This is a genomic window from Stenotrophomonas sp. a6 (genome assembly GCF_030913325.1).
Lineage (GTDB): Bacteria > Pseudomonadota > Gammaproteobacteria > Xanthomonadales > Xanthomonadaceae > Stenotrophomonas > Stenotrophomonas maltophilia.
This window is the reverse complement of record NZ_CP133161.1, coordinates 3868153-3882736: the sequence shown is the minus strand read 5'-3', so window position 1 is coordinate 3882736 and position 14584 is coordinate 3868153. Positions and strand designations below refer to the sequence as shown.

Sequence of the window (14584 nt, the reverse complement as noted above, 5' to 3'; positions counted from 1 at the left end):
CCGCTGGCCGGCAATCTGCAAACGCCGCCAAGGATCATGGGGTTGCCGGCCAGCGGCCGGCACGACCTTCAGTCGACGTGGAAGGCGAGGGTGGCCGCCACGGCCTGCTGCCAGCCTGCATAGAGTTTCTCGCGCCGCGCCACTTCCATCTGTGGCTCGAAGCGCCGGTCCAGGCCCCATTGCGCGGCGATCTGCTCGCGGCTGGACCAGAACCCGACGGCCAGACCGGCCAGGTAGGCCGCGCCCAGCGCGGTGGTCTCGGTCAGCCGCGGCCGCAGCAGAGGCACCCCAAGGATGTCGGCCTGGAAGCCGGCCAGGAAGTCGTTGCCGATCGCACCGCCGTCGGCGCGCAGTTCGGTCAGCGCGATGCCCGCATCGGACTGCATCGCATCAAGCACGTCGCGGGTCTGGTAGGCCATCGCCTCCAGCGCGGCACGCACGAAGTGTGCCTTGCGGGTGCCACGGGTCAGGCCGAACATCGCGCCGCGCACATCGCTGCGCCAGTAGGGCGCGCCCAGGCCGACGAATGCCGGCACCAGATACGCGCCGCCGCTGTCCGGCACCTGCGCGGCCAGTGCCTGGCTGTCGCTGGCACGCTCGATCATGCGCAGGCCGTCACGCAGCCACTGCACCACCGAGCCGGCGATGAAGATCGAGCCTTCGAGTGCATATTCCACGCGCCCGTCCAGGCCCCAGGCAATGGTCGTCAGCAGGCCGTTGCGCGAGCGCACCGCCTGCGTGCCGGTGTGCATCAGCATGAAGCAGCCGGTGCCATAGGTGTTCTTGACCATGCCCGGCTGGAAGCAGGCCTGGCCGAACAGCGCCGCCTGCTGGTCTCCGGCGATGCCGGCGATCGGGATCGGGTGGTCGAAGAAGAACTGCGGCCGGGTGTGCGCATACACCGTGCTGGAATCGCGCACCTGCGGCAGCATCGCGCGGGGTATGTCCAGCAGCGCCAGCAGGTCGTCATCCCAGTCCAGCGTGTGGATGTTGAACAACAGGGTGCGTGCGGCGTTGCTGTAGTCGGTCACATGCGCCTGGCCGCCACTGAGGTTCCACACCAGCCAGCTGTCGATGGTGCCGAACAGCAGCTCGCCACGCTCGGCGCGTTGCTGCGCACCTTCCACGTGGTCGAGGATCCAGCGCACCTTGGTGGCGGAAAAATAGGCGTCGATCAGCAGGCCGGTGCGTTCGCGGACCAGTGCCTCATGCCCGTCGCACTTCAGTCGCTCGCAGATGGCATGGCTCTGCCGCGACTGCCAGACGATGGCATTGTGGATCGGCTGGCCGGTAGCGCGGTCCCAGACCACGGTGGTCTCGCGCTGGTTGGTGATGCCCAGCGCGGCGATATGACGCGGGTCGATCTGTTCGCGGCTGAGCAGTTCGGTCAGCGTGGCATAGACACTGGTGAGGATCTCGCGCGGGTCATGCTCGACCCAGCCGGGTTGCGGGAAGATCTGCGCGAACTCGCGCTGCGCACTGCCGACGATGTCGCCAGCACGGTCGAACAGGATCGCGCGCGAACTGGTGGTGCCCTGGTCGATGGCCAGCACGTAGCGGGGCGTCATGCAGCGTCTCCGGTGGCGATGGGGAAATCCTAATGCATCGATCGCGTCGCGCGCGGCCACCCTGGTAGCTGCCAACCTTGGTTGGCACACGTGGCAACACGGGGGTCAGAGCCCTTTCCCTGGGAAAGGGATCCGCCCCCCCATCCACGCCTGCAGCCGCGCCACCTGCGCCGCATCCAGCCGCAGCCCCAGCTTGCTCCGCCGCCACAGCACGTCCTCGGCATTCAAGGCCCATTCGTGGTCGCGCAGGAAGTCCACTTCGCGGGCATGCAGGCCGCCGCCAAACTCCTCGCCGAGATCGTTCATACCCCGCAGGCCCTGCAGCAGCTCCGCGCTGCGGCTGCCGTAGGCGCCGGCCCAGCGGCGCGCCATCTCTGCGGGCAGCCACGGTGCCAGTGCCTGCAGGCGCGAGCACGCCTGCGTGGCGTCGCCCCAGTCGCTGCCCGGCAGTGGGTGGCCCGTTGCCGTCCATGCCGGTCCCATCTGCGGCAGGGCGGGGCGCAGCAGGTCCAGCGCTTCTTCGGCCAGCACGCGGTACGTGGTCAGCTTGCCGCCCAGCACATGCAGCGCGGGCGCCGGGCTGGACTGCAACTGCAGGCGGTAGTCACGGCTCAGCTTCGCTGCACGCGGATCGGGATCGGCAAGTAGCGGGCGTACCCCTGCGAACTGCCAGACCACGTCCTGCGGGGTGATCGGCTCGCGCAGGTAGTGGTTGGCGGCCTCGCACAGGTAAGCCACCTCCGAAGGCAGCACGCTGCACCGGGCCGGGTCGCCGCGGTAGTCGGTGTCGGTGGTGCCGACCAGCAGGTGGTCGTGGGCGAACGGCAGCAGGAACACCACGCGGCCATCGGGCTGCTGAAGCAGGCAGGCGCTGTCGTCGGGCCAGGGCCGGCGCAGCACGATGTGGCTGCCCTGTACCAGGCGCAGGGCGGGGCCGCCATCGCGCGCCTGCATACGTTCCAGCAGGCCTCCTGCCCAAGGGCCGGCTGCATTGGCAACGGCCTGGGCGATCACCGTTTGCTGCCGGCCGTCTGTGGCTTCCAACGTGGCCTGCCAACGGCCCAGCACAGGGCGCAGTTCAATGCAGCGGCTACGCACATGTACCCGTGCGCCACGCCGGGCGGCGTCCAGCGCATTGAGCAGTACCAGCCGCGCGTCATCGACCTGCGCATCGGCGTAGCTGAAGGCCTGCCGCAGCGCCGGGGAGAGCCAGGGGCCGAGCGGGTCGCGTTGCAGGTCCAGTGCGCGCGAGGCGGGAAAACTCGGGCTGCGCCGGCCGAGATGGTCATACAGCCACAGGCCCGCGCGCAGCATCCAGCGCGGTCGCAGGTGGGGTTCCCATGGCAGTACGAAGCGCAACGGACGGACCAGATGGGGGGCTTGGCGCCGCACCACTTCGCGTTCACCCAGTGCCTTGCGCACCAGTCCGAACTCGCCCTGTTCAAGGTAGCGCAGGCCGCCGTGGATCAGTTTGCTGCTGGCGCTGGAGGTGTGCGCGGCCAGGTCATCCTGCTCGCACAACAGCACCCGCAGGCCGCGGCCGGCCGCATCACGGGTGATGCCGGCGCCGTTGATGCCGCCACCGATCACCAGCAGGTCGACGTCGTCCATCGCGTCTCCGTGTCCTGTGTGTGCGTAGAGTCGACTGTCAGTTGACTGCCTTTTGTAGAGTCGAGCCATGCTCGACTTTTGAAAGAGCAGTCGACTGACAGTCGACTCTACAGAACGCGGGTGACGGAAACGACGACGGGCCCCGCAGGGCCCGTCGCGTTACATCAGTGAAGCCGGTGCTGCCTGGATCAGAAGCGGGCACCGATGCCGAAGCCGACGGTCCACGGATCCATCTTGGCTTCGCCGATCTTCTCGCCGCCGACCTTCACGTCCGGACGCGAACGCATGTAGCGGGCATCGGCACGGGCGAACCAGGTGGAGTTGATGTTCATGTCCACGCCGACGGTGCCGATCACGCCCTTGGCGTCCTTGAGGCGGATGTCGGAGCTGCTGCCGTCGGCCAGCGTTTCATTGCTGAAGCTGGACTGGTAGTAGCCCACGCCCACGAACGGACGGAACACGTTGTCAGCCTGGCCGAAGTGGTACTGGCCGCTCAGCGCGACCGGCTGCTGCTCGACGTTGCCCAGGCGGGCATTGTTCGGGCCCTTCACCTTGTGGTCGAACTTGTCGGCGGCGCCCCACAGTTCAACGGCCCAGTTGTCGTTGATGTAGTAGCTGAAGCTGACGGTCGGCGCCGGGCCACCATCGACCTTCTTGATGCCGTCGATCGGATCATTCTTCGGCTGCAGCAGCGCGACGCCGCCAACCACGGCAAAATGCTTGCCCGAAGCGGTATCGGTGGAGCTGCTGTCCTGGGCGAAAGCGGCCGGCGCGAAGGCGGCGGAGGTCAGCAGGGCGAGACTCAGGATACGGATGGAGCGCATGGGGGTATCTCCTAATGTTTCTTGTTTTGGGCCCCCGGTTGCGGGGCGAGCACACCGTAGTCGCCTCAACATGAATCGAATCCGACGCGCGTTAAAAAATAGTTTTCCTTGTTCAGCGATCAGCGCGAAAAGCCTGTATCCATGGGGTTTCTGGTCGTCAGTGGCATTCATTCAGTTGGAGAAGATGTGAGCGCGGCAACGCTGTGCGTCGGCCTGCAAGCGCAGGTGAACGTGGATTGCAGGGTGCTGCTGCTGGGTTCGATGCCAGGCGTGGCATCCCTCCAGGAGCAGCGTTACTACGCGCATCCGCGCAACCGCTTCTGGCCGCTGATGGCCGATATCTGCGGTTTCGACGCGGCTCTGCCCTATGTGCGACGGCTGCAGGCGTTGAACGCCGCGGGCATCGGTCTGTGGGATGTGATCGGCCGCTGCGAGCGGCGCGGCAGCCTGGATGCCGACATCGTGCGTGGCACGGAAGTGGCCAATGCGCTGCCGGAACTGATCGCCACGCTGCCTGAGCTGAAGCTGATCGGCTGCAATGGTGGTGCCTCGCTGCAGGCATTCCAGCGCTGGGTGCTGCCACGGCTGGAAACCCCACCGAAGCTGGTCGCATTGCCGTCGACCAGCCCTGCCAATGCGGCGTGGTCGTTGCCGCGCCTGCGCCAGGCCTGGCAGCCGGTGGCCGACGCGCGGGCGACATGAAGCGGACATCGTCCGGACAATACGCTACCGACTGGTCGCGGCCGCGGCCCATGGGCAACAGCCTGTCCCGGCTGCGTGCGTACTGAAAACACCTGTAACGGTTGGCGCTGGACCCCGCTGGCCGCACAATAGACGTTTCCCTACACCAGATTGCCGGAGTTATCCCCATGGCCGAAATCAAGGAAGCACTTGTCCCCGATATCGGTGACTACAGCGATATCCCGGTAATCGAGGTGCTTGTCGCCGTCGGCGACACGGTCAAGAAGGACCAGGGCCTGGTGACGCTGGAAAGCGACAAGGCGACCATGGAAGTGCCGTCCTCGGTGGCTGGCGTGGTCAAGGAACTGAAGGTCAAGGTCGGCGACAGCCTGTCCGAAGGCAAGGTCGTGGCCCTGATCGAAGTGGCCGCAAGCGAAGCCGAAGCCGCCAAGCCGGCGGCTGCCGCGCCGGCACCGGCCAAGGCCGCTGCCCCGGCTGCCGCCACCCAGAGCGCACCGGCCCCGGCCGCAGATGCGCCGGCCGCCCCGGCTGCCAGCGGTGGTGCGGTTGAAGCGCTGGTGCCGGATATCGGCGACTACGCCGGCATTCCGGTCATCGAAGTGCTGGTCGCCGTCGGCGACACGGTCAAGAAGGACCAGGGCCTGGTCACGCTGGAAAGCGACAAGGCCACCATGGAAGTGCCGTCGTCGGTGGCCGGCGTGGTCAAGGAGATCAAGGTCAAGGTCGGCGACACTCTGTCGCAGGGCAATGTGGTCGCCATCATCGAGGCCGAGGGCGCTGCCGCGCCGGCGCCGACCAAGGCGGCCGCTGCAGCCGCTCCGGCTGCCGCCGAGACCGCCACCAAGGTCGAGCCGGTCGCTGTGCCGGTGCAGCCGGACAAGCTGGCGGCCCGCGAGATCGCCTCGGCCGGTACCCCGTCCAGCCCGCCGGTGCAGTTCAACGCCGATGGCGTGCTGCCCGCCAAGGTGCCGTATGCCACCCCGGCGGTGCGTGTGTTCGCCCGCGAACTGGGCGTGGACCTGCTGCAGATCAACGGCACCGAGAAGGGGGGCCGCATCACCAAGGGTGACGTGCAGAAGTTCGTCAAGGCCGCACTCAGTGGTGGCGTGCCGGCTGCCGGCGGTGCTGCTGCCGCTGCCGGTGGTGGCCTGAACCTGCTGCCGTGGCCGAAGGTCGACTTCAGCAAGTTCGGCGAGACCGAAGTCCAGCCGCTGTCGCGCATCAAGAAGATCTCGGGTGCGAACCTGGCCCGCAACTGGGCGATGATCCCGCACGTCACCCAGTTCGAGCAGGCTGACATCACCGACCTGGAAGGCCTGCGCGTGGCGCTGAACAAGGAGAACGAGAAGGCCGGCATCAAGCTGACCATGCTCGCCTTCCTGATCAAGGCCAGCGCCGCGGCGCTGAAGAAGTTCCCGGAATTCAACGCCTCGCTCGATGCCAGCGGTGAAAACCTGACCCTGAAGAAGTACTTCCACATCGGCTTCGCCGCCGACACGCCGAACGGCCTGGTCGTGCCGGTGATCCGCGATGTGGACAAGAAGGGCGTGGTGCAGATCGCGCAGGAAACCGGCGAACTGGCCAAGAAGGCGCGCGACGGCAAGCTGGGCCCGGCCGACATGAGCGGCGGCTGCTTCTCGATCAGCTCGCTGGGCGGCATCGGTGGCACCGCGTTCACCCCGATCGTCAATGCACCGGAAGTGGCCATCCTCGGCGTCTCCAAGTCGTCCATCCAGCCGGTCTGGAACGGCAAGGAATTCGCTCCGAAGCTGATGCTGCCGCTGTCGCTGAGCTACGACCACCGCGTCATCGACGGCGCCCTGGCCGCACGCTTCACCACGTACCTGTCGCAGGTACTGGCCGACATGCGCCGCGTGCTGCTGTAAGGCACCGCTTCGCCCCCACCGTGCGGCCGCAGCCCCTGGCGCGGCCGCGTGAACAGATGCAGTGACAGCCCACCGGCCATGCCGGGCGGGCACGAGGAAAACCCACCATGGCCACGATTGAAGTCAAGGTTCCCGACATCGGCGATTACAGCGATGTGCCGGTGATCGAAGTGTTGGTCGCCGTCGGCGACACGGTGAAGAAGGATCAGGGTCTGGTAACCCTGGAGTCGGACAAGGCCACCCTGGAAGTGCCGTCCTCGGCTGCCGGCGTGGTCAAGGAAATCAAGGTCAAGCTGGGCGACACCCTGTCCGAAGGCGCCGTGGTCGTGGTGCTGGACGCTGAAGGCGCCGCCGAAGCCCCGGCCAAGGCCGCTGCGCCGGCTCCGGCTGCGGCCGCTCCGGCCAGCAAGCCGCCGGTGACCCCGTCGCACCGCGCCCCGGCTGAACCGGCTGCGCCGAAGCCGGCGCTGTCCAGCGGCAAGCCGGCCGACATCGAATGCGAAATGGTCGTGCTGGGCTCGGGCCCGGGCGGCTACACCGCCGCCTTCCGCGCTGCCGATGTCGGCCTGGATACGGTGCTGGTCGAGCGCTACGCCAGCCTCGGCGGCGTCTGCCTCAACGTCGGCTGCATTCCGTCCAAGGCGCTGCTGCACGCCGCAGCGGTCATCGACGAAGTGGCCCACGCCGGTGATTTCGGCGTCGAGTTCGGCAAGCCGACCATCACCCTGGACAAGCTGCGCGAGTACAAGGAAAAGGTCGTCAACCAGCTGACCAAGGGCCTGGCCGGCATGGCCAAGCAGCGCAAGGTCCGCAGCGTGCAGGGCGTCGGCAAGTTTGTTTCGGCAAACGAGCTGGAGATCACTGCTGCTGACGGCAGCACCCAGCTGCTGCGCTTCCAGAAGTGCATCATCGCCGCCGGTTCGCAGGCAGTGAAGCTGCCGAACTTCCCGTGGGACGACAAGCGCGTGATGGATTCCACCGACGCGCTGGAGCTGGCCGAAGTGCCGGGCTCGCTGCTGGTCGTCGGCGGCGGCATCATCGGCCTGGAAATGGCCACGGTGTACGGTGCGCTGGGCAGCAAGGTCACCGTGGTCGAGTTCATGGACCAGCTGATGCCGGGCGCCGACAAGGACCTGGTCAAGCCGCTGGCCGACCGCCTGAAGAAGCAGGGCATCGAAGTGCACCTGAAGACCAAGGCCTCGGGCGTCACCGCCGATGCCAAGGGCATCACCGTCACCTTCGACGCCGCCGAGGAAGGCCAGGCGCCTGCGCTGGCGCAGGGCACCTTCGACCGCGTGCTGGTGGCCGTGGGTCGCTCGCCGAACGGCAGGAAGATCGATGCCGAGAAGGCCGGCGTACAGGTCACCGACCGTGGCTTCATCCCGGTTGATCGCCAGATGCGCACCAACGTGCCGCACATCTTTGCCATCGGCGACATCGTCGGCAACCCAATGCTGGCCCACAAGGCCACGCACGAAGGCAAGCTGGCCGCCGAAGTGGCTGCTGGGCACAAGAAGGAATGGGTGGCCCGCGTGATTCCGTCGGTGGCCTATACCAACCCGGAAATCGCCTGGGTTGGCGTGACCGAGACCGAAGCCAAGGCCAAGGGCCTGAAGGTCGGCGTGGCCAAGTTCCCGTGGGCCGCCAGTGGCCGCGCGATCGGCATCGGCCGCACCGAGGGCTTTACCAAGCTGATCTTCGACGAAGAAACCCACCGCATCATCGGCGGTGCGATCGTCGGCGTGCACGCCGGTGACCTGCTGGCCGAGATCGGCCTGGCCATCGAGATGGGTGCGGAAGCCGAAGACATCGGCCACACCATTCATGCCCATCCGACGCTGAGCGAGTCGGTGGCGATGGCCTCGGAAATCTACGACGGCACGATCACCGATCTGTACATGCCGAAGAAGAAGTAAGGCGCCCGCGCCGTTCCGAACGAAAAGCCCCGGCATCTGCTGGGGTTTTTTGTTCCTCCGCTCCGGATTTTTGCGAGCGGTGGGGCCGCTGCGCGGGTGGCAGGCGTTTGGACAAATGTCCCCCGCCGCCCGCCTGCGGCGGTCGCCTCCTCCTTTACTTTGTCCAAACGCCTGCCACCCGCGCAGCGGCTCGGCTTGCGGACGGTCGAGCCGCAGAGCCACTGCAACAGGCGCATGGATGCGTGACACGCGGAGGGAGCGGGGGGCTGGGTGCGAAGTAAAGGAGGAGGTGACGGCCGCAGGCCGGCGCCGGGGGACATTCGCACCCAGCCCCCCGCTCCCTCAAGCGCTCGACCAACCCGCTTCTGCTCTTCTGACAGGAACCCACAAAAAACGCGGCCCCGATGTTCCGGAGGCCGCGCCAGGAGAGAGGGTGCCGTGGAAGGGGCGGGGGATCAGAACACGAAGCTGATACCGGCCACCGGGCCCTTGAATTCCTGCTTCAGGCCGACAGTACCGTCGCTGCCCTTCTTGTCCACGTCCAGCTTGAACCAGTCGTAGCCGGCGAACACGCCGAAGTTCTTGGTGAAGCGGTAATCGACGATGGCATTGGCGCGGCTCAGGTCGCCCTTGTAGTCATCGAAGCTGCCCCAGCGCGTGTTGAGGTACTGGCCCTGCAGCGTGATCATCCAGCGCTCGGACGGAGTGAAGGTCATGCGGGCGCCCACCACGGGTGCCACGCCATCGGCCTTCTCGTCGAGGAACTGGCCTTCGTACACCGTGCCCAGGTCGGCGTAGCCCTTGGTGCTGACCTTGGCGTATTCGCCACCGATCTGCAGGCCGAGGTCGAAGGTGTCGGTATCAACCACCGAGTAGTCATAGACCAGGCTGGCCACCTGGTACTTCAGCTCACCCTTCACGAAGCTGCCGGCCGGCACGTTCTCACCGCCGAAGGAAATGCCCTGGTCGAGGGTCTCGCGGCGGTCCTTGTCGTACTTGAAGTAGTTGAACAGGAGGCGCTGACGGTTGCTGATGCGGAACATGCCGTCGATGCGCGGCTCCCATTCCTTGCCACCCAGCTTGAAGTCCTGGTTCAGGGAGATGTCCTGGCCGGCCACGGTGGTGCTGCCGCGGAGGGTGTTGTCCGAATCGATGTTCATCGCACCCAGACGGATGGCAAAGCGGTCATCGCCTTCGGCGGCGTGGGCCGCATTGGCGAACGAGGCGCCGGCAGCGAGCAGGGAGAGGGCGAGCAGGGTGGGTACGGGGCGCATCGAAGAGTCCTTGCAGTGGTTCATCAGAATGAAGGCCACTGTGCCGGACAGGCCCGTCCACCATGCGTGAACGTATGGTCCATGGCATGTGTACGGTTCAGTGCTGTCGCGACGATGCAAAAAGATGGCCCCGGAGCCGGGCTTCGGGGCCATCGTGGGACCTGCGGGGCGGAGCCGACGAGGATGCTGCAGGCAGGTCGAATGATCGGACCGGCATGTCTGACGAAAGTTCCGCAGCCTGCGACCAAAGTTCAATAGTGCGTCGCAACATGGTGCGGACGTCATTGTCCCCCTGGTGGCACGCAAAAATGTAACCGTTACCGCAACTTGCGGCTTCCAGGGATGAACAGGGAGCGGTTGTCTCGCAAATTGTCCCATTGCTATAATTTGGCGGCTCGATGAGGCCCCCCTGCTGTAGCCGCCTCAGCCCTCCACTTGCAACCACGCGGGACGTCCTGTGCTGAACTCCGTTGATGCGGGTCGGCGACTGATGCTGCGCGCCGCGGTCTACCCGCTGGCCGCAGTGGCTGTCCTGGCCCTGGCCTTCCTGCTGGTAGGTCCGAAATACGCCCTCGGCGCGCTGGCGTCCGGTGTGGCCATTTCGGCCGGTGGCTGGGTGGCGGCACGGATGGCACTGGGCGGTGGGGCACTGGCCGCAGGATCGGCGATGGCTCGCCTGATCATTGCGATCGTGGCCAAGTGGGTCGTGGTTTTCGGCGTCCTGCTGGTGGGGTTCCTGGTCTTCAAGCTGCCTGCATTGGCGCTGTTGGCCGGTATCGCCGTCGGCTTGATGTTCCAGGTCCTGGCGATGGCCAGGCGTTGACAGAATTCAATTAACTGAAGGTTCCGGACACATGGCGGGCGAGGCTCTAACCCCTACCAGCTACATCCAGCATCACCTGCACAACCTGACCGCGCCGGTCGGCAAGGGTGAGGGTATGTTCTGGCATATCCACGTCGATACCTTCCTCACCGCGGTCCTGATGGGCCTGGTGATCGTTGTCGCGTTCTGGCTGGGCACCCGCAAGGCCACCGCCGGCGTGCCGGGCAAGTGGCAGGCCTTCGTTGAAATCTGCCTGGAGTTCGTCGACCGCCAGGCCAAGGACACCTACCACGGCAAGAGCAAGCTGGTCACGCCGATCGCCATCACCATCTTCTTCTGGATTCTGCTGATGAATCTGCTGAAGATGATCCCGGCCGATTTCATCGCCAAGCCGCTGGAATGGGCGGGCGTGCACTACTGGAAGCCGGTCCCGACCGCTGACGTCAACGCCACCCTGGGCATGGCCATCAGCGTGTTCTTCCTGATGCTGTTCTTCGCGCTCAAGTCCAAGGGCCTGGGCGGCTTCATCAAGGAATTCCTGACGGCCCCGTTCGGCAAGTGGATGATGCCGTTCAACCTGATCCTCAACATCGTCGAGTGGCTGAGCAAGCCGATCTCGCTGGCGATGCGACTGTTCGGCAACATGTTCGGCGGCGAAATCGTGTTCCTGCTGATCTGGGTGCTGGGTGGTGCCGGTTTCTTCGGTGCCATTGCCGGTGGTGTGTTCGGCCTCGGCTGGATGCTGTTCCACCTGCTGGTGATCCCGCTGCAGGCCTTCATCTTCATGATGCTGTCGATCGTGTACCTGAGCCTGTCGGAAGACGCTCACTGAGTTTCAAGCTTCAACGCGTTTCAACCTTCATCCGTTTCATCACCCTTAGCAACTTAAGTTCCTGGAGATAACCATGTACTTCGCCGTCCTGACCAACTTCGCGCAGATTCAGAGCTCCACCGCCCTTGCCGTCGGCATCATGATCGGCCTGGCCGCGCTGGGCGCCGGTCTGGGTCTGGCCATCATGGCTGGTAAGTTCCTGGAGTCGGCCGCCCGCCAGCCGGAACTGATCCCGGTCCTGCAGGTCCGCATGTTCATCACCGCCGGCCTGATCGACGCCGCGTTCATCATCTCGGTCGCCGTTGGCCTGCTGCTGGCCTTCGCCAACCCGCTGTCGGCTGCCTTCGCTGGCGCCGTCACCAAGGCTCTGGCCGGCTGATACAGCGGTTTGAGACGACCGGGTGCTGATGCACCCGGTTTCGGATGAAGGCCGGATGTGCCGCTACGGCGGCGCGTCCACCCCGAAACCAGCGATCGAGCTAACCATGAATATCAATTTCACCCTTCTTGCGCAGGCGCTGGCCTTCGCTGGTCTGATCTGGATCATCGCGACCAAGATCTGGCCGCCGCTGATGAACGCGATCGAAGAGCGCCAGCAGAAGATTGCTGAAGGCCTCGCTGCTGCCGACCGCAGCCAGAAAGATCTGGCCCAGGCGCAGGAGAAGGTCAACGAAGCGCTGAAGGAAGCACGCACCAAGGCCAACGAGATCATCGATCAGGCCCACGCGCGTGCCAACCAGATCGTTGATGCTGCCCGTAACGAAGCGATCACCGAAGCCACCCGTCAGAAGGAACTGGCCCAGGCTGAAATCGACGCCGCCGCCAACCGTGCCCGTGAAGATCTGCGCAAGCAGGTGTCCGCGCTGGCCGTGACCGGTGCCGAAAAGCTGCTCAAGCGCGAAATCGACGCCAACGCCCACAAGGCGCTGCTCGACGAGCTGGCCTCGGAGATCTAAGGATGAGCCAGGCCCTCACGCTTGCCCGCCCGTACGCCCGCGCCGCGTTCGCGACCGCGCGCGACGAAGGCGCGTTCGCGCCGTGGTCGGACGCCCTGGCGTTCTCCGCCCACGTCGCCGCCGACCCGCGCGTGGCGGCCCTGCTCGCCAACCCGGAGCTGGGTCGTGACGACGCCGTCGCCCTGCTGGCGCCGGTGTCCCACGGCGAGACCTACTCGCGCTTCCTGGCCATCCTGGCCGAATCGCATCGTCTGCCGCTGCTGCCGGAGATTTCCGGCATGTTCGACGCCCTGCGCGCCGAAGCCGAGCACGTGGTCAAGGCCACCGTCACCTCGGCCGCCGAACTGTCGGCCGGTGAGCTGGACGCGATCAAGGTCGCGCTGCGCAAGCGCTTCAACCGCGAGGTCGACGTGACCACCGCGGTCGATGCCTCGCTGATCGGCGGCGCCGTGATCGACGCCGGCGACGTGGTCATCGATGGTTCGCTGAAGGGCAAGCTGGCCCGTCTGCAGACCGCGCTCGCTAACTGAATTCATTTAACGTCCGGCCCCGCTGCCGGCACTAGGACTTGACGATGGCAACCACGCTCAACCCCTCCGAAATCAGCGAACTGATCAAGAACCGCATCGAGAAGGTCAAGCTGGCCGCGGAATCGCGCAACGAAGGCACCGTGACCAGCGTGTCCGACGGCATCGTGCGCATCTTCGGTCTGGCCGACGTGATGCAGGGCGAAATGATCGAACTGCCGAACAACACCTTCGCCCTGGCCCTGAACCTGGAGCGCGACTCGGTCGGCGCCGTGGTGCTGGGTGACTACGAGCACCTGCGCGAAGGCGACGTCGCCAAGACCACCGGCCGCATCCTGGAAGTGCCGGTCGGTCCGGAACTGCTGGGCCGCGTCGTGAACGCGCTGGGCGAGCCGATCGACGGCAAGGGCCCGCTGGGCACCGACCTGACCGCTCCGGTGGAGCGTGTTGCGCCGGGCGTGATCTGGCGCAAGTCGGTCGACCAGCCGGTGCAGACCGGCTACAAGTCGGTCGACTCGATGATCCCGATCGGCCGTGGCCAGCGCGAGCTGATCATCGGTGACCGCCAGACCGGCAAGACCGCGATGGCGATCGATGCCGTGATCAACCAGAAGGGCACCGGCATCAAGTGCGTGTACGTTGCGATCGGCCAGAAGGCTTCGACCATCGCCAACATCGTGCGCAAGCTGGAAGAGAACGGCGCGCTGGCCCACACCATCGTGGTGGCCGCGACCGCTTCCGAATCGGCTGCCATGCAGTACATCAGCGCCTACTCGGGCTGCACCATGGGTGAGTACTTCATGGACCGCGGCGAAGACGCGCTGATCGTGTACGACGATCTGTCCAAGCAGGCTGTCGCCTACCGCCAGATCTCGCTGCTGCTGAAGCGCCCGCCGGGCCGTGAAGCCTACCCGGGTGACGTGTTCTACCTGCACTCCCGTCTGCTCGAGCGCGCTGCCCGCGTGTCCGAGGAATACGTCGAGAAGTTCACCGAAGGCAAGGTCACCGGCAAGACCGGTTCGCTGACCGCGCTGCCGATCATCGAAACCCAGGCCGGCGACGTGTCCGCCTTCGTTCCGACCAACGTGATCTCGATCACCGACGGCCAGATCTTCCTGGAAACCGACCTGTTCAACGCCGGCATCCGCCCGGCCGTGAACGCCGGTATCTCGGTGTCGCGCGTCGGTGGCTCGGCCCAGACCAAGATCATCAAGAAGCTGTCCGGCGGCATCCGTATCTCGCTGGCCCAGTACCGCGAGCTGGCTGCGTTCGCGCAGTTCGCCTCGGACCTGGACGAAGCGACCCGCAAGCAGCTGGAGCGTGGCCAGCGCGTCACCGAGCTGATGAAGCAGAAGCAGTACGCGCCGATGTCGATCGCCAACCAGGCACTGTCGATCTACGCCGTCAACGAGGGTTACCTCGACGACGTGCCGGTCAACAAGCTGCTGGCGTTCGAAGAAGGCCTGCACGCCCACTTCGCCAACACCCAGGGCGAGCTGGTCAGCAAGGTCAACGCCACCGGCGGTTGGGACAACGACATCGAAGGTGCCTTCAAGAAGGGCATCGCCGAGTTCAAGACCACCGGCAGCTGGTAATCGCGGTCCTGTAGAGCGGAGCCGCTGGCTCCGCTGGACCAGATGACAAACGGTTGAACAACGCGGGGCA

Annotated in this window: 13 protein-coding genes; 9 read left to right on the top strand and 4 right to left on the bottom strand. The window is 65.8% G+C overall.

Translation table 11 applies throughout. From position 1 onward, the window contains the following. Window positions 1-68: 68 nt before the first annotated feature. The 3 genes from glpK to Q9Q79_RS17785 all read right to left on the bottom strand — a co-directional run bounded on the left by glpK (window position 69) and on the right by Q9Q79_RS17785 (window position 4003). On the bottom strand, window positions 69-1568 hold the full coding sequence (gene glpK, locus Q9Q79_RS17795; protein WP_005414549.1) for a glycerol kinase GlpK: 1500 nt from the start codon (window positions 1566-1568) through the stop codon (window positions 69-71). 105 nt (window positions 1569-1673) lie between these two features. Then, on the bottom strand, window positions 1674-3179 hold the full coding sequence (gene glpD, locus Q9Q79_RS17790) for a glycerol-3-phosphate dehydrogenase (protein WP_201863743.1): 1506 nt from the start codon (window positions 3177-3179) through the stop codon (window positions 1674-1676). 188 nt (window positions 3180-3367) lie between these two features. Beyond that, the gene (locus Q9Q79_RS17785; RefSeq protein ID WP_005411140.1) at window positions 3368-4003 is read right to left on the bottom strand and encodes an OmpW family outer membrane protein; all 636 of its coding nucleotides are present in this window, start codon (window positions 4001-4003) and stop codon (window positions 3368-3370) included. Between the two features lie 186 nt (window positions 4004-4189). On the opposite strand from Q9Q79_RS17785, the gene Q9Q79_RS17780 reads away from it, so the two are divergent. From Q9Q79_RS17780 to lpdA, 3 genes are all read left to right on the top strand, one after another. Next, on the top strand, window positions 4190-4705 hold the full coding sequence (locus Q9Q79_RS17780) for a DNA-deoxyinosine glycosylase (RefSeq protein WP_201863745.1): 516 nt from the start codon (window positions 4190-4192) through the stop codon (window positions 4703-4705). 167 nt (window positions 4706-4872) lie between these two features. Further along, a complete protein-coding gene (gene aceF / locus Q9Q79_RS17775; RefSeq protein WP_201863747.1) occupies window positions 4873-6591 on the top strand; it encodes a dihydrolipoyllysine-residue acetyltransferase in 1719 nt (572 codons plus the stop codon). A gap of 107 nt (window positions 6592-6698) precedes the next feature. Next, window positions 6699-8507, top strand: coding sequence for a dihydrolipoyl dehydrogenase (lpdA, locus tag Q9Q79_RS17770; protein ID WP_111197938.1), 1809 nt, complete (start codon window positions 6699-6701; stop codon window positions 8505-8507). Window positions 8508-8962: 455 nt separating this feature from the next. Here the strand turns inward: lpdA and Q9Q79_RS17765 are convergent, their stop codons facing one another. Beyond that, on the bottom strand, window positions 8963-9781 hold the full coding sequence (locus Q9Q79_RS17765) for a hypothetical protein (protein WP_032967007.1): 819 nt from the start codon (window positions 9779-9781) through the stop codon (window positions 8963-8965). 457 nt (window positions 9782-10238) lie between these two features. Here Q9Q79_RS17765 and Q9Q79_RS17760 point away from each other — a divergent pair, with 457 nt between their 5' ends. From Q9Q79_RS17760 to atpA, 6 genes are all read left to right on the top strand, one after another. Further along, entirely contained in the window at window positions 10239-10604 is a 366-nt protein-coding gene (locus Q9Q79_RS17760) for a hypothetical protein (protein ID WP_006394654.1), read from the top strand. A 31-nt stretch (window positions 10605-10635) separates the two neighbouring features. Beyond that, entirely contained in the window at window positions 10636-11436 is an 801-nt protein-coding gene (gene atpB / locus Q9Q79_RS17755) for a F0F1 ATP synthase subunit A (RefSeq protein WP_005411134.1), read from the top strand. Window positions 11437-11509: 73 nt separating this feature from the next. After that, entirely contained in the window at window positions 11510-11815 is a 306-nt protein-coding gene (gene atpE / locus Q9Q79_RS17750; protein ID WP_005411133.1) for a F0F1 ATP synthase subunit C, read from the top strand. A gap of 106 nt (window positions 11816-11921) precedes the next feature. Beyond that, complete coding sequence (locus Q9Q79_RS17745) at window positions 11922-12392, top strand: F0F1 ATP synthase subunit B (protein WP_005419512.1); 471 nt, start codon at window positions 11922-11924, stop codon at window positions 12390-12392. Window positions 12393-12394: 2 nt separating this feature from the next. Beyond that, window positions 12395-12922: a F0F1 ATP synthase subunit delta gene (locus tag Q9Q79_RS17740; RefSeq protein WP_005411131.1), complete on the top strand. Its 528-nt coding sequence runs from the start codon at window positions 12395-12397 to the stop codon at window positions 12920-12922. A 44-nt stretch (window positions 12923-12966) separates the two neighbouring features. Then, on the top strand, window positions 12967-14514 hold the full coding sequence (gene atpA, locus Q9Q79_RS17735) for a F0F1 ATP synthase subunit alpha (RefSeq protein ID WP_005411130.1): 1548 nt from the start codon (window positions 12967-12969) through the stop codon (window positions 14512-14514). The last annotated feature ends 70 nt before the right edge of the window (window positions 14515-14584 follow it).